Annotated in this window: 17 protein-coding genes; 7 read left to right on the forward strand and 10 right to left on the reverse strand. The window is 65.1% G+C overall.

What is annotated here, in order from left to right; genetic code table 11:
- Positions 1-592 precede the first annotated feature (592 nt).
- The 3 genes from B7X65_RS06555 to B7X65_RS06565 all read left to right on the forward strand — a co-directional run bounded on the left by B7X65_RS06555 (position 593) and on the right by B7X65_RS06565 (position 2,449).
- Entirely contained in the window at positions 593-1,900 is a 1,308-nt protein-coding gene (locus B7X65_RS06555) for an NAD(P)/FAD-dependent oxidoreductase (protein ID WP_293593497.1), read from the forward strand.
- Positions 1,901-1,939: 39 nt separating this feature from the next.
- Complete coding sequence (locus B7X65_RS06560; protein WP_293593498.1) at positions 1,940-2,083, forward strand: hypothetical protein; 144 nt, start codon at positions 1,940-1,942, stop codon at positions 2,081-2,083.
- 111 nt (positions 2,084-2,194) lie between these two features.
- Positions 2,195-2,449 (forward strand): VF530 family protein, encoded by a 255-nt coding sequence (locus B7X65_RS06565; protein WP_293593499.1) that lies wholly within the window; start codon positions 2,195-2,197, stop codon positions 2,447-2,449.
- On the opposite strand, the gene atpE is transcribed toward B7X65_RS06565, so the two are convergent.
- Positions 2,446-2,688 carry a F0F1 ATP synthase subunit C gene (atpE, locus tag B7X65_RS06570; RefSeq protein ID WP_293593500.1) on the reverse strand — a complete coding sequence of 81 codons (243 nt, stop codon included), beginning with the start codon at positions 2,686-2,688 and terminating at the stop codon, positions 2,446-2,448. The genes B7X65_RS06565 and atpE overlap by 4 nt on opposite strands.
- A 38-nt stretch (positions 2,689-2,726) precedes the next feature.
- Here atpE and B7X65_RS06575 point away from each other — a divergent pair, with 38 nt between their 5' ends.
- The 3 genes from B7X65_RS06575 to B7X65_RS06585 all read left to right on the forward strand — a co-directional run bounded on the left by B7X65_RS06575 (position 2,727) and on the right by B7X65_RS06585 (position 4,947).
- Complete coding sequence (locus B7X65_RS06575; protein ID WP_293593501.1) at positions 2,727-3,428, forward strand: pseudouridine synthase; 702 nt, start codon at positions 2,727-2,729, stop codon at positions 3,426-3,428.
- Between the two features lie 65 nt (positions 3,429-3,493).
- Entirely contained in the window at positions 3,494-4,141 is a 648-nt protein-coding gene (locus tag B7X65_RS06580) for a protocatechuate 3,4-dioxygenase (RefSeq protein WP_293593502.1), read from the forward strand.
- 50 nt (positions 4,142-4,191) lie between these two features.
- Positions 4,192-4,947 carry an SDR family NAD(P)-dependent oxidoreductase gene (locus B7X65_RS06585; RefSeq protein ID WP_293593503.1) on the forward strand — a complete coding sequence of 252 codons (756 nt, stop codon included), beginning with the start codon at positions 4,192-4,194 and terminating at the stop codon, positions 4,945-4,947.
- 699 nt (positions 4,948-5,646) lie between these two features.
- Here the strand turns inward: B7X65_RS06585 and B7X65_RS06590 are convergent.
- From B7X65_RS06590 to B7X65_RS06620, 7 genes are all read right to left on the reverse strand, one after another.
- Positions 5,647-6,084, reverse strand: a complete 438-nt coding sequence (locus tag B7X65_RS06590; RefSeq protein WP_293593504.1) for a universal stress protein — start codon at positions 6,082-6,084, stop codon at positions 5,647-5,649.
- A 40-nt stretch (positions 6,085-6,124) separates the two neighbouring features.
- The gene (locus B7X65_RS06595) at positions 6,125-6,406 is read right to left on the reverse strand and encodes a DUF427 domain-containing protein (RefSeq protein WP_293593505.1); all 282 of its coding nucleotides are present in this window, start codon (positions 6,404-6,406) and stop codon (positions 6,125-6,127) included.
- 215 nt (positions 6,407-6,621) lie between these two features.
- Complete coding sequence (locus B7X65_RS06600; RefSeq protein WP_293593506.1) at positions 6,622-7,338, reverse strand: glycine zipper 2TM domain-containing protein; 717 nt, start codon at positions 7,336-7,338, stop codon at positions 6,622-6,624.
- A 167-nt stretch (positions 7,339-7,505) separates the two neighbouring features.
- Positions 7,506-8,021 carry a cupin domain-containing protein gene (locus B7X65_RS06605; RefSeq protein WP_293593507.1) on the reverse strand — a complete coding sequence of 172 codons (516 nt, stop codon included), beginning with the start codon at positions 8,019-8,021 and terminating at the stop codon, positions 7,506-7,508.
- Positions 8,022-8,049: 28 nt separating this feature from the next.
- Positions 8,050-9,231 (reverse strand): serine hydrolase, encoded by a 1,182-nt coding sequence (locus tag B7X65_RS06610; protein WP_293593508.1) that lies wholly within the window; start codon positions 9,229-9,231, stop codon positions 8,050-8,052.
- 10 nt (positions 9,232-9,241) lie between these two features.
- The gene (locus B7X65_RS06615; protein WP_293594089.1) at positions 9,242-10,264 is read right to left on the reverse strand and encodes a methionine synthase; all 1,023 of its coding nucleotides are present in this window, start codon (positions 10,262-10,264) and stop codon (positions 9,242-9,244) included.
- 67 nt (positions 10,265-10,331) lie between these two features.
- Positions 10,332-11,357, reverse strand: a complete 1,026-nt coding sequence (locus tag B7X65_RS06620) for an LLM class flavin-dependent oxidoreductase (protein WP_293594090.1) — start codon at positions 11,355-11,357, stop codon at positions 10,332-10,334.
- A 105-nt stretch (positions 11,358-11,462) separates the two neighbouring features.
- Between B7X65_RS06620 and B7X65_RS06625 the strand changes: the two genes are divergently transcribed.
- Complete coding sequence (locus B7X65_RS06625) at positions 11,463-12,020, forward strand: YaeQ family protein (protein ID WP_293593509.1); 558 nt, start codon at positions 11,463-11,465, stop codon at positions 12,018-12,020.
- Positions 12,021-12,031: 11 nt separating this feature from the next.
- Here the strand turns inward: B7X65_RS06625 and B7X65_RS06630 are convergent, their stop codons facing one another.
- Complete coding sequence (locus B7X65_RS06630; protein ID WP_293593510.1) at positions 12,032-12,925, reverse strand: ion transporter; 894 nt, start codon at positions 12,923-12,925, stop codon at positions 12,032-12,034.
- A gap of 164 nt (positions 12,926-13,089) precedes the next feature.
- Positions 13,090-14,781 (reverse strand): long-chain fatty acid--CoA ligase, encoded by a 1,692-nt coding sequence (locus tag B7X65_RS06635; RefSeq protein ID WP_293594091.1) that lies wholly within the window; start codon positions 14,779-14,781, stop codon positions 13,090-13,092.
- Between the last annotated feature and the right edge of the window lie 241 nt (positions 14,782-15,022).

Here is a 15,022-nt window from a genome sequence, read left to right on the forward strand (position 1 = left end):
CTCGACAAAAGCGGGGTCTCGCTCGAACTCGCCTTCGGCTCAGACAATCGCGAGCCCTGATCCGCTTTTGCCTGCGCTCCTCGGCCCAGCCCGACGGGTTGGGAGAAATACAAATACCAATACCAATTCGAGGAGGCGAGGACGCGCTTTGCGCGTCCTCGCCGGAGCCCGACTGCGTACCCGAACCCGCTCCCGACCCCACCACCCTTCTGGCTGCGCCGAGGAGCGGAGGTCCAGCCGGATCAGGACGGGCGATTGTCTGAGCGAAGCGAGTTCGAGCCCGGCCCCGGCTGGACCGAGCACCGCAGGTTGCCCCCGTAGCGCAAGCGAAGGGGGTCGCAGACAGCAGGGTCGCCTTTCTTTTGCTTCCTTTTCTTTGGCGAGACAAAGAAAAGGGAGTTGCCGCCGGGCAACCCCCGGCTTGCTGGCCAACCACCAAAGCTATCCACACCAAAAAACCAATCACCCATCAGCCAGATATTCACAACGATAGAGTCCCCACCCCAAACCCGCAGCAGCACCAGGCTCCCCCGGCAGTTACCATGTCGCCACAACAACACTGCCGGCAGCCTGATGCCGAGGAGGGAAATTCATGCAACGCATCGTCATCGTCGGCGGGGGCGCAGGCGGGCTGGCGCTGGCCACGCAACTGGGCAAGCGTCTGGGCAAAAGGGGCCAGGCTGAAATCACGCTGGTGGACGCCGCACGCACCCATGTGTGGAAACCGCTGCTGCACCAGCTGGCGGCCGGCAGTTTTGACACCCACGCCGAGGAGATCGAGTACCTGGCCCAGGCGCGCTGGAACCATTTCAAATTCCGCCTTGGCCGACTGGAGGGTGTGGACCGTGCCGCCAAGACCGTGCAGCTGGCCGCCAGCCACGACGAGGCCGGGCGCGAGATCACGCCGGCGCAGCAGCTCGGCTACGACACGCTGGTGATTGCGGTGGGCAGCCAGACCAACGACTTCGGTACCCCGGGCGCGGCCGAACACACCATCAAACTGGACAGCCCGCAGGCGGCCAAACGTTTCAACGACCGCCTGATCAATGCCTGCATACGCGCACAGGCCGTGCCGCGCAGCGCCGGCAGCGGCCGCCTGACGGTGGCCATTGTCGGCGGCGGTGCCACCGGGGTGGAACTGGCCGCCGAGCTCCATGCCTCGGCCAAGGTGCTGGCCAACTACGGCTTTGACCACATCCACCCGGAAAAGGACTTGCAGATCGTGCTGGTCGAAGCGGCGCCGCGCCTGCTTGCGCAACTGCCCGAGCGGCTGAGCGACGCGGCCCTGCGCGAACTGCGCAAGCTGGCCATCGAGGTGCACACCAATGAAAAAGTGGTGGAAGTCACCGCGGACAGCCTGAAGATGGCGAGCGGCAAGGTGATTTCCTCCAGCCTCTCGGTCTGGGCGGCCGGCGTGAAGGCAGCGGACTTCCTCAAAACCCTGGGCGGCGATGCCCCCCTGGAGACCAACCGGCTCAACCAGCTCGTCGTCAGCGGCAACCTGCAGACCACGGATGCCAGCATCTACGCCTTCGGCGACTGCGCCGCCTGCCAACAGCCCGACGGCACCTGGGTGCCGCCGCGCGCGCAGGCCGCCTACCAGCAGGCCATGTACCTGGTCAGGGCGCTGCCGCGGCTGCAGCGCGGCGAGCCGGTTTCCCCCTTTGTGTTCCGGGACCAGGGTTCGCTGGTGTCGCTGTCGGAGTATTCCTCGGTCGGCAGCCTGATGGGCAGCCTGACCAAAGGCAGCTTTTTCATCGAGGGGCAACTCGCCAAGATCATGTACTGGGCGCTGCACAAGCAGCACCAGCTGGCGCTGGGCGGCTGGAAAAAAACCGCCCTGATCACGCTGTCGGAAATGATTGACCGCACCTATCGTCCGCGCATCAAGTTGCACTGATAATCAGACCACATCCCCATCAACCCACCGGAGAACGCCATGGCAAAAGGACAGCAAAACAAGGACAAGATGGTCAAGAAGCCCAAGAAGGACACGGCCCCCCCGAAAGCGGTGTCGCCCGATGCGGTGCGCCCGACCGTGGTCACGCAAGTCCCCCTGCGCGGCAAGCTGAAAAACAAATAAGGCAGTGCCCTCTTTACCAGCCAGGGCCGCGGAACCGGCTTTGCCGGGCCGCAGGCGCAGCGCCCCCTCGGGGGGCAGCGAAGTACACGAAGTGACGAGCGTGGGGGCTCCATGACAGACCCGTTGCACGGCGTCACGCTGGAAGCCATGGTCACCGCCCTGTCGGACCACTATGGGTGGGAGGAACTCGGGCAGCGCATCGCGATCCGCTGTTTCACCTTCGAACCCAGCGTGCCGTCCAGCCTGAAGTTCCTGCGCAAGACCCCGTGGGCCCGGGACAAGGTCGAAAGCCTTTACCTCTTCATGCTGCGCGAGCAGCGGCGTGCCGCCCCGACCGTGCACAACTTCCCGCCACCCAAAAACTAAGCTGCCATCGGGTTGGCGAACAGCAGCATCATGGCCACGCCGACACCGATCAGGAAGTTGGCATCGATCAGGCCCGCCAGCAAAAACATCTTGACCTGCAGCGGCTCCATCAGTTCGGGCTGGCGCACCGACCCTTCGATGAAACGGCCGCCCATCACGCCTATGCCCAGGCAGGCGCCAATCGCGCCCAGGCCGATCATCAAACCACATGCAATCGAAATGGCACCTGCATCACTCATGATTTTTCTCCTTCAAGGTACTTGCTGATGGGTCCATCATGAATGCAGGTCGGCCGGAGATCCATGACCTTGCAGGTAATGACGGTGCGAGTGGCTTCGACCTCGTCCATGCCGATGCCGCCGTGCTGGTGCTGGTCAAACCCGCCGGCCTGCTGGCGGTGCCGGGCAAGGGCGAGGACAAGCAGGACTGCCTGAGCGCACGCGTCCAGGCAAGCTACCCCGACGCGCTGGTGGTGCACCGGCTGGACATGGCGACCTCGGGCCTGATGTTGATGGCGCGCAGCATCAGCATCCAGCGTGCCCTGGGCGCGCTGTTCGAACGCCGCGAGATCCACAAACGTTATATCGCCGTGGTCGATGGCCGGCCCACGGCCACACCCGGTGCCGGTCCCGGGGGCTGGAGCCTGATCGACCTGCCCATCGTGGTGGACTGGCCGCGCCGGCCGCTGCGCATCATCGACGCCGAACGCGGAAAGGCCAGCCAGACGCGCTGGCGGGCCGTGGCGTTTGACGCGCCCAGCCAAAGCACCCGCGTGGAACTCGAGCCCGTCACCGGCCGCTCGCATCAGTTGCGTGTGCACCTGCAGGCACTGGGCCACCCGATTCTGGGCGACAGGCTGTATGCGCCCGAGGACGTGCAGGCCCGCGCGCCCCGGCTGCTGCTGCACGCCTGCGCGCTGGGTTTTGTGCACCCGGTCAGCGGCATGGCCCTGCAGTTCGACAGCCCGGCGCCGTTCTGACCAGGGCGCCGGGCCGGAACTTCAGCGCCTGCTTCGCATCCCATGCTGATCACCGGAGACCGTCGATGCGCCCTGCCTCACCACCCCTTTCCCCCGCCGCCGTGCTGCGCCGCCGCACCGTGGCTGCCGCCCTGGTGGCAGCGCCTGTGCTGTGGCTGGGCCCGCGCGCCCAGCCGGCCGCCAGCCGCCGCGCCACACCGGCGCAAACCGAAGGACCGTATTACCCGGTGGTCCTGCCCCGGGACAGCGACCATGACCTGCTGCGCAACGGGGCGCTCAATTACCCCGAAGGGCAAAGCGCCTGGATCGAGGGCAGCGTCAGCGACCTGGCCGGCAAACCCGTGGCCGGCGCGCAGGTCGAGATCTGGCAATGCGACCACGCTGGCCACTACCATCACCCCGGTGACGGCGACCGGGCCGACCGCCGCTTCCAGGGCTTTGGCCGGGTGACAGTGGATGCCGAAGGCCGCTACCGCTTTCGCACCCTGCGCCCGGTGGCGTATGCCGGGCGCACACCGCACATCCACGTCAAGGTCAAACTCGGACAGCGGGAACTGCTGACCACCCAGCTGTATGTGGCCGGCGACCCCGGCAATCCGCGCGACTTCCTGTGGCGCAGCCTGGGCGAGGCCGACCGGGCTGCCCTGACCGTGCCCTTTGCGCCGGGCAGCGACGGCCTGCAGGCCCGCTTTCCCATCACTCTGGCCGCCTGAATCGCCGGGACACGGAACGGCGTCACCGTTTGTCGGTAACATTGCCAGCCATGACCCAACACCTATTTATCCTGACCGGCGCCTCCCGCGGCATGGGCCTGGCCATGGCGCGCAAGCTGCTCATGCCGGGCAACACACTTCTGTGCATTTCACGCAAGGCCAATGAGACGCTGGCCGCGCAGGCCAAAATCGCCGGCACGCCGCTCCTGCAGTGGACGCTGGATCTGGCGCGAAGCGCGGACGCCAGTGCGCGGCTCGAACAATGGCTGCGCGAGCAGGCCCACGCCGGTTTTTCCAGCGCCGTGCTGATCAACAATGCCGGCATGATTCCGCGCATCGGCCCGCTCAGCGACGCCGACGCCGACGACCTGCGCCTGGGGCTGCGTGTCGGCCTGGAAGCACCCATGCAGCTGACCGCGGCTTTTCTGCGCGCCACCGAAAGCTGGCCGGCGCGGCGCAAGGTGCTCAATATTTCGTCGGGACTGGGACGCAAGGCCATGGCCTCGCAGTCCATCTATTGCGCGGCCAAGGCCGGCATGGACCACTTCACGCGCTGTGTGGCGCTCGAAGAAGCGCTCAAGCCCAACGGCGCAGCGGTCTGCTCGCTCGCGCCTGGCGTGATCGACACCGACATGCAGGTCCAGCTACGCAGCGCCGACGCGTCGGCCTTTCCCGACCAGCACAACTTCATCAGCCTCAAGGACAAGGGCCAGCTCACGTCGCCCGACGAAGCCGCCGCGCGCATCCTGGCCTACCTGGCCCGGCCGGACTTTGGCAGCCAGCCGGTGGCGGATGTGCGCGACTGATTCCAGAACGCTACGGCTTTGATAGCTGCTTACGCTTTCAAGCCATTGGCTGAGGGCCTATTTCGTTCGCAAGCTCTCGGCGGGAATTTTTTCGGCGTCACGCTGCGTCTGTGGTCCGCTTTGGACAGTAGGCGCAACTCCCCACGCCCTCCCCTCGCCCCGCTGGGCGATGGCGGGGAGCTTCATTTGGCCGCGTGTGCTACCGCCGCGTGCAAACATCACGGCCGCGTAAGACCGACATGACGCGCTTCGCGCGTCATGTCTCCCCGCATCCGTTGCCGCATTCTTGCCCTACCACCCGTCGGGCTGGGCCGAGCAGCGCAGATGGAGGCGGGATCAGGGCCGCAGTTGTCCGAGCGCAGCGAGTTCTGCGGACCCCCGCCGCAATCGAGCAGCGCAGGTTGCCTGGAGCGAAGCGGAAGGACCCAGACAGTCGGGTCGCCTTTTCTTTGGTGACTTTCTTTTGGCGACACAAAAGAAAGTTACTTGCCGCCGGGCAACCCCCGGCTTGCAGGCAAACTGCAGCGCTTCAAAAAAATGAGTAGTGAGCAAACACATGGATTCCGGATCACGTCCGGGATGACAGCCTGAAAGATGGGTTGCTATAAACTTAATAGCTGTTCGCGCCCACCGGGTATGGGCTACAACCCGATTTAATGCCAAATCCGGCAAGATCAGACAGTCCCCCGAGCGAAGGACTCAGTCGCGCACCACCAGAATCGGCAAGTGCGCATGCGCCAGCACCTGCGCTGCGACGCTGCCGAGCACGAGCTTTTCCAGTCCGCGGCGCCCGTGCGAACCCAGCACGATCAGGTCGGCACCGACAGCACCGGCGGTCTCCAGAATGCCGCGGTAAATCGCGTGGCCTTCGATGATGGAGGCCTTGACCGTCACACCTGCGGCTTCCAGCACCTGCGTGGCGCCCTGGAGGGCTTCGTTGGCTTCCGCCGTGGCCGCCCCGAGGTACTGGGCCTGGCCGTAGGCGAAATCGGTGCCGACCCCGCTGAAGGCGTAGGGATCGATCACGTAGATCACCGTCACCGTGCTTTTGAAAGCCTGGGCCAGCCCGCAGGCCTTCTCGACCGCCATCATCGAGGTGGACGAGCCGTCGACCGGCAGCAGGATGTGTTTGAACATGATCAGGCTTCCTTCAGAAAAACGCACTCGGGCCGGGACATCAGGGTTCGATCTTCACACCCTTCCAGAAAGCCACATGGCCCTTGATGTTGTCGGCCTCGGGTTTCGGGTCGGGGTAATACCAGGCGGCGTCGGTGTTCATCTCGCCATTGACCAGCAGCGAGTAGTAGCTGGCCTGCCCTTTCCACGCACACATGGTGTGGTGGTTGCTGAAGGTGATGTAGTCGCGGTTGAGCGAACTTTCGGGGAAATAGTGGTTGCCTTCGAGCACCACGGTATCGTCGCTTTGCGCAATCACTGCGCCGTTCCAGATAGCCTTCATGTCGCTTCTTTCATGGGTTGCCGGGGTCCGCCGTGTGCGGAGGGGGAAAAGGATAAAAAGGGGAAAGGGGGTTGCCTGCCAACAATCTTCGCACACTCTGCAGGGAATGCGAGGCCGGCCGGGAAAAGGAAAAAGACAAAAAGAAAAGCGTGATGGTCACCCATCACGCTTTGACGCAGTTCTGTGCAGGATCACGCCGCCGCAGCGGCGACCCATCAGGCCATGCGCAGGTTGTTGCCTTCAACAATCACGCGGGAGCCGACGGGAATCGAGCTGGACACTTCCACGGTGCGGACAGAACCGTCGTTCATGCGCACACGCACCTGGTAGACGGTGACCTTCTTCATGTTTTTCTCGATCTGGTTGCCGGCAAACGCACCGCCGGCGACGCCCAGCACCGTCATGGCCGTCTTGCCGCTGCCGCCGCCCACCTGGTTGCCCAACAGGCCGCCAACCACGCCGCCCGCAACGGTGCCCAGGCCGACGGTGGTGTTGCCCACGGCGACACCGTTGACCTCGCCCTGGCGCTGCACGGCCGTCACGGCTTCCACCGTGCCGCAGTCGGCGCAAACCACGGGCTTGGGTGCCGGTGCCTGGGCCACGACCGCAGGCCGCGGCTGGACGACCGGTTTGGCCGGCGCCGGCCTGGCAGTGGTCGTACTGGTCGTACCGTTACTGGCCAGCTTGGCCGGGGTGCTGGTCGTTCCATTGCTGGCCAGCTTGGCAGCCGTGCTGGACTGTGTTGTGGGGGCTTGGGCCTCGGTGCCGCCCGGCTGCGCATCCGAGCGATTGACCACCAGCGCGGCGGCGAGCGCCATCACCGTGACCCCGAGCACGGCCACAATCGCGATCAGCGATTTGCTGTGCTGCATGCGTTGCGAAAAGGCGGGCTGGCTGCCGGGGGTGGCTGGTGTCTGGTTATTTGTATCCATGATGGGTACTCCTTGGTTGAGCCTCAGTTGTAACCAACTCATGTGAACGCGGATGTAGGACGACGTGACATTCGTAAGGGAAGGTTAGCGCGACCCATCTCAAAGCGTGCGTTATTGCGCACTTGCGAACAGCTTCACCCGCGGCTCACCGCGGCTTGACCTGCGCTTTACACGCCGCCGTGCGGGTGGGTCGGATCAATCCACAACACCTGCTCGGGCTTTTCGGCCGGCGCAATATCGAGGTTGATGGCCACCGCCTCGCCGTCGCTGCGGCAAAGCACACACTCGAGCAGTTCGGTCGGACTCGCGTTGATTTCCTGGTGCGGCACATAGGGCGGCACATAGATGAAGTCGCCCGGGCCCGCCTCGGCGGTGAACTCCAGATGCTCGCCCCAGCGCATGCGGGCACGACCCCTGACGACATAAATCACGCTTTCCAGATGGCCGTGGTGGTGCGCACCAGTCTTGGCGTTGGCATGGATGGTGACGGTGCCGGCCCAGAGTTTTTGCGCACCGACGCGGGCGAAATTGATGGCCGCCTTGCGGTCCATGCCGGGCGTGGACGGCACATTGCCGTCCAGCTGGCCTCCGGGGATCACGCGCACACCGTCGTGTTTCCAGTCGGTGCCTTCGGGCGCGTGGCTGTGCCCGTGAGGATGGCTGTGGCCGGTGTCGTGGCTCATGGTGTGTCTCCGAGAAAAAAACCAGTTTCTAGTCCAGCAGGGCAGCGTACACCAGGCTGCGAAACAGCGGCCGGTAGTGGTCGCGCTGGTTGGGCGCCTGGATCATCAGCACGGCATACAGGTCTTCGGCCGGGTCCACAAAAAACGTGGTGCCGGCGATACCGCCCCAGTAGTACAGCCCCTTCGAGCCGGGCACGGACGCGATGCCGGTGGCGGTGCGCACGGCAAACCCGAGACCGAAGCCATAGCCGGGCGGCAACACGTCACCCGTGACGGGGATGGCGCCCAGATGGTCGGCGGTCATGAAGTCCACGGTACGCGAACCCAGCAGGCGCACGCCATCGAGTTCGCCCCGGTTGCGCATGAACTGCAGAAAACGCGCGTAATCCATGGCCGTGGACAACAGGCCACCGCCGCCGCTTTCCATGGCCGCCGCACGGCGCGGCTCCAGCACGCGCATCGGCACGCCGCCGTCCGGGTCGTGGGCAAAGGGCTCGGCAATACGCGGGTGATCGGTCTCGGCCACCGAGAAACCGGTGTCGTGCATGCCCAGGGGAATGAAGATGTGGCGGCGCAGGTACTCGCCCAGGGTCTGGCCGCTGAGCACTTCGACCAGCCGCCCCAGCACGTCCGTCGCGCGGCTGTATTCCCAGACGCTGCCGGGCTGGTACATCAATGGCAAACCGGCCAGCACCCTGGAAAACTCCGCGTTGCTGCGCTCGCGCGAGCCCATCTGCAGCCTGGCGTACTGGCGCTGCACGTCGGCGTTTCCCAGAAATTCATAGGTCAGGCCGGCCGTGTGCCGCAGCAGGTCCTGCACGGTGGCGGGCCGGTGGACATCGTCCAGCGTCACCTGGCCGTTTTGTTCCACCGCGACCTTCTGGTTGGCAAATTCCGGCAGGTGCCTGGCCACCGGGTCACTGAGCAGCAACCTGCCCTGCTCCACCAGCATCATCACCGCGACCGACACCACGGGTTTGGTCATGGAGTAGATGCGGAAAATCGAATCACGGGTCATCGGGCTGCCCGCAGCCGGGTTCTGCCGGCCCAGGCTTTCGAACAGGGCCACCTTGCCGCGGCGCGCCACCAGCACCACCGCGCCGGGCAGTCGCCCGCGGTCAATGTCGGCCTGCAGCACGGCCAGCAGGCGCTGCAAGCGGTCAGGGCACAGGCCCACCTCGGCGGGCGCGGCAAAAGCCAGTTCGGTCATGCTGCCCGCCTCAGGCGCCGTAACGCTCGCGCGCCAGCGCCGCACCCTGGGCCAAGGCCTGCAGCTTCTTCAGGGCCACGTCGCGGTCCATGGGCGCCAGGCCGCAGTTGGTGCAGGGCAGCAGGCGGTTTTTCGGCACGTACCTGAGGGCTTCGCCGATGGTGTCGGCAATCTGCTCGGGGGTTTCAATCTCGTCGCTCGCCACGTCGATCACACCGACCATCACGTCCTTGCCTTCGAGCAGGGCCATCAGGTGCGGCGGTACATGCGAGTGGTAACACTCGAGGCTGACCTGCTGGATGCTGCTTTTCGCCAGCGCGGGAAGGATTTGCTCATACTGGCGCCATTCTTCGCCCAGTGTTTTCTTCCAGTCGTCGTTGGCCTTGATGCCGTAGCCGTAGCAGATGTGCACCGCCGTCGTGCAGGTCAGGCCCTGCGCGGCACGCTCGAGCGCCTTCACGCCCCACTCGGCGGCGTCTTTCATGTAGACGTTGAAGGCCGGCTCATCGAACTGGATGATGTCCACGCCGTCGGCCTGCAGCGCCAGCGCTTCCTGGTTCAGCAGCTCGGCAAAGGCCATGGCCATCTTCACGCGGTCGCCATAAAACTGGTCGGCCACGGTATCGACGATCGTCATCGGTCCGGGCAGGGTGAACTTGATCTTTTTCGTCGTGTGGGCGCGCAGCAGCTGCGCCTCGGCCGCATGCACACGCCCCTTGAGCTTGAGCGCGGACACGACCTGCGGCACCATGGCGTCGTAGCGGTTGTTGCGTATGCCCATCTTGACCTTGTGCTCGAAGTCGATGCCTTCGACCTGCTCGAGAAAGCCGTGCACAAAATGCTGGCGCGACTGCTCGCCATCACCAATGACGTCCAGGCCGGCATCCTCCTGCGCCTTGATCCAGAGCAGCGTGGCATCGGCCTTGGCCTGGGCCAGTTCGGCGCCTTCGGCCTTCCACTGCGGCCAGAGTTTGTGGGTTTCCGACAGCCAGGCAGGTTTGGGCAGGCTGCCGGCAATGGTGGCGCTGAACAGGGGTGAAGTCATGGTGGGGTCCTCGGGTTGTTGTCTGATGGGGTTGTTGTCTGATGAAGTGATGGGTTCAGGCCTGGCCGGCCGGAGGTGGGGTGCTGCCAAACGCCTGCGCCAGCAACTCATAGGAACGGCGGCGCGCCACCGGGTCATGCGTCCAGGTGATGACCACCAGCTCCTCTACCTGCAGGCTGTCGGACAGCGCACGCAGCTTGCCGGCCACCTGCCCGGCACTGCCGACCAGCGCCGTGCGCCGCAGCCGTTCGGTCTCGGCCTGCTCGGCCGCGCTGTAGGGCCGCTGCGCGACTTCCGTCGGTGACTGCAGCGGCCCCAGCGCGCCCTGCTGGCGGTCGATTTTCCAGCGCTCGCGGCTGGTGAAAAGCTGCCAGGCTTCGGCTTCGGTCTCAGCGGCCAGTGCCCACACACACAGTGCGGCCTGCGGCTCGGGATGTTGCGGGCTGGGCCGGTACAGCTCGCGGTAAATGGCCAGCGCCTCTTCGGCCCCCTGGCCGTCGGTGATGAAATACGCAAACGCATAAGGCAGGCCGTAATGCGCCGCCAGTTGCGCGCCGTAGTTCGAGCTGCCCAGCATCCACAGCGTGGGCGCGCCCGGCCCGGTCGGGTTGGCAGTCACGCCGCGGCCCGGGTGGCCTTCGGGCAGATCAACGCCGCTGACCCAGGCCTGCAGCTCGCGCACCTGGCGGGGAAAATCATCGGCCGCATGGCGCGCATTCGGGTTGAGCAGCTGGGCGGTGCGCCCGTCCGAACCCGGCGCACGACCGACACCAAGGTCGATGCGGCCCGGGGCCAGCGCCTCCAGCACGCGGAATTGCTCGGCGACCTTGAGCGCCGAATAATGCGGCAGCATCACGCCGGCACTGCCGATGCGAATGCGCTGCGTGGTCGCGGCGATGGCGGCCATCAGCACCTCGGGCGCGCTGCCGACAATCGTCGGGTGGCTGTGGTGCTCGCTGACCCAGAAACGCTCGTAACCGAGGCCCTCGCAGTGCTGAGCCAGCGCCAGCGTTTCGCGGATGGAGGCGTCTTCGCTGCGGCCGGTGACGGCAACGGACTGGTCGAGAACGGACAATCGGATCATGCATGAACTATAGCCAGCCTGAGGTGCCCGGACACGCGGGCGGACAAAGGTCTGTTCCAATAGGGGGTTACCACCCGCCCCTCACCCAACCAGCAGACCCCCATGGCACTCAAAGCCACCATCTACAAAGCACAACTGGCCATTGCCGACATGGACCGCGGCGTCTACGCCGACCACAACGTCACGATCGCGCGCCACCCTTCCGAGGCCGATGAACGCATGATGATCCGCCTGCTGGCCTATGCCCTGAACGTGACGGCCGACGACAACAAAGGCAAGCTGGAGTTCGCCAAGGACCTGTGGGATGTCGACGAGGCGGCCCTGTGGCACAAGGACTACACCGACCAGATCCTGCACTGGATCGACGTCGGCCAGCCCGACGACAAGCGCCTGATGCGCGCCGCCGGACGCGCCGAACGCGTCACCGTCTACAGCTTTGCCAGCAGCACGCCGGTTTGGTGGAAGACCATCGAAAGCAAGCTCACGCGCGCGGCCAACCTGGTGGTCTGGCAGATCGAGGCGGCGCAAAGCCAGGCGCTGGCCAGGCTGGCCAACCGCACCATCCAGCTGCAGGTGACGATTCAGGACGGCACGGTCTGGATGAGCACCGGCAGCGAGTCGGTCGAGATCACGCCGATCCGGCTCACGGCTGGCGGCTAGAACTCACGCCGTCAGGATGCCTCGCCGGCCTGCTGCTGGTAAGGCGGCAGCCGGGCACCGCAGTTGAAGCAGAAATTCGCATCGGCGGCGTGGCCTTCGGTCAGGCATTCGTGGCAGGTGCGCGTGGTCGGCGCCTGGCCAGAATGCATGCGGCGCTGCGCTGCCATCTCCGCCGTCACGATGCCGGTCGGCACGGCCAGAATGCCCCAGCCCATCAGCATCATGAAAGAAGCGATCAACCGGCCCAGATCGGTCTTGGGCGCGATGTCGCCGAAACCCACGGTAGTGACGGTGCTGATGGCCCAGTAAACCGAGGTCGGAATGCTGGTAAATCCGTTGGTCTGGCCCTCGACCACATACATCAGCGTGCCCAGGACCAGTACCACCATCAGCACGGCCGACAGAAACACCAGGATCTTGCGCCCGCTGGCGGCGAGGGCACTCACCAGGAACTGGTATTCCGCGACATAGGCCGCGAGCTTGAACACCCGGAATATACGCAGCAACCGCAGCACACGCACATCGATGAGGGCATGCAGCTCGGGGACAAACAGCGCCAGGTAGGTCGGCAATACAGCCAGCAGATCGATGATGCCGAAAAAGCTGGTCGCGTACTTCAGCGGCCGGCGCACACACAGCAGGCGCGCGATGTACTCGACGGTGAACAGCAGCGTGAAAACCCACTCCGCGGAGGTCAGTGCGTGGCCATAAACCAGGCGCACGGCCTGCACGCTGTCAGCCATCACCACGGCAATGCTGAGCAGGATGACGGCGATCAGGGCCTGGTCGAACAGGCGTCCGGCGCGAGTGTCCGCTTCAAAAATGATGGTGTACAGGCGCAGCCGCCAGCCGGCCAGCGGCTTGTCGTGCAAGGGATCAGAGATGGGCGGTGAAGGTTTTTCCATGAGCGCAAGCAACGCCTCTGGAGCGTCGCACCTGTTCGAAGTCCGGGAGACGAACCTTAACCGATGTTGCCGGGCATGGGCTCCGGCTTTTCCAGATTGCTCTTGTTTTGATAGCTATCTGCGCCCGCCCGACAAGGGCTACAGGCACTTTTCATGCACAAACTTCAGGCGGTGGCGACTTCCGCCTCCTGCAGGGTCCGCCACATCACCTTGCCCGAGCCGCTTTTCGGCAGGGCATCGACAAGCTGCACAACACGCGGGTACTTGTAGGCGGCCATGTTCTCCTTGCACCAGTCGATGATGTCCGCCTCGCTGACCTGCCCCTTGTGGCTTTGCCGCAGCACCACCACCGCCTTGACGGTCTCGCCGCGGTAGGCGTCGCGCGTGGAGATGATGCAGGCCTCCTGGATGGCCGGGTGCTTGAACATCAGCGCCTCCACCTCGGCCGGCCAGACCTTGAAGCCCGACGCGTTGATCATGCGTTTGAGCCGGTCGGTGATGAAGAAGTAGCCCTCTTCGTCAACGCGCCCGAGGTCGCCCGAACGGAAGAAAGATTTGCCGTCGATCTCGATGAACGCGGCGGCGGTGGCCTCGGGCCGCTTCCAGTAGCCTGAGAAATTCTGTGGCCCGCACATGATGATTTCACCCTGCTCGCCCAGCGGCATTTCCCCCAGGCTCAAGGGGTCGATCACGCGCGCATCCACATTGAGAAAAGGCACACCCAGGCATTGCTGCTTGGTGGCGTCGGGCGGGTTGCTGTGCGAGGGTGCGGCGGTTTCGGTCAGGCCGTAACCTTCGGCAAAGCGCAGGCCGTACTGCTCCCACAGGCGCTGGGCCACGGCCTGCGGCATGGCCGCGCCGCCACCGCCGATGTAGACCAGGCTGCTCAGGTCGAACTCCGCGAAGTTCGGGCTGGCAAGCAGGTCGATCACCATGGTCGGAATGTTGGTCCAGTGCGTGACGCGCCATTTGGAGATCAGCCGGCCCGCCAGTTCGCGGTCCCAGCGCGGCATGATGACCAGCGTTGCGCCGCCGTAGATCGAAGCATGCATGACCGAAACCATGCCGGTGATGTGGAACATGGGCACGACCGAAAGCACGGTGTTTTCCGGCGTGCTGTTGCCCCACAGGCAGCTGGCCACCGCGTTGTGCATGATGCTCGCATGGGTGTGCATGCAGCCCTTGGGCAGCCCGGTGGTGCCGCTGGTGTAGGGCAGCACCGCCAGGTCCTGCGGTGTCGCCGTGTGGTCGGGCAGCCGGCCCTGCGCGCCCTGCGCCAGTGCCTCGGCCCAGGACGTGACCTGGCAATCACCGGCCGCGGGCGCCGGGTGCTGCGTGCCCAGCCACTCCTGCCAGGCCGGCGGCAACGCGGCCGCCTCGGCCTGCACATCAAAAGCATCGCTGTAATGCGTGACGATCAGGTGTTGCAGCTGCTGCCCGGGCGGCAGCTGGACATTGGCCTTGACCAGTTCCGGTGCCAGGTCCGCCGCGGTGATGGCCACCCGGGCGTCCGGGTCGGTGATGTAGTGCTTGAGCTCCTCCGCGCGGTTCATCGGGTTGACCGGCACCACCACGGCGTCGGCCCGCAGGATCGCAAAGTGGGCAATCACCCATTGCGGGCAGTTCTGCATGTCCAGCACCACCCGGTCGCCTTTTTTGACGCCCATCTCATGCAGTGTGGCCGCCAGGCGCTCGGCTTTGTCCAGCACCTCGGCGTAGGTGAAGACACGTCCGAAAAACACCAGTGCAGCCTTGTTCGGGTAACGCAGCGCGCTGACCGCCAGGTTGTGCCACAGCGAGGTGGCCGGAGCCGAGATGCGGTGCGGCAGGCGCTTGGGCCAGACCTTGTAATGCAGGTCATGGGGAGGGGCTGGATGAGTCGCTGCCGGTGCAGCGGTGGGGTGGTCGGACAAGTCGGGGCTCCAGTTTCACTTCAGGCGGGCCTCCAGCCTACCCCGGCTACGCTGTCATTGCATCGGGGAAGCTCCGTATAAAAAGCTGTCGCCTCAGCGACCGAGCCTGACCATGATGAAGCCGGAGACCTCTCCCCGAGGGGGCCGCCAGAAAAGCACAACAACAACCACACGGAAACACCCT

Origin of the sequence: Polaromonas sp. 39-63-25 (genome assembly GCF_002278925.1) — a bacterium.
Lineage (GTDB): Bacteria > Pseudomonadota > Gammaproteobacteria > Burkholderiales > Burkholderiaceae_C > Polaromonas.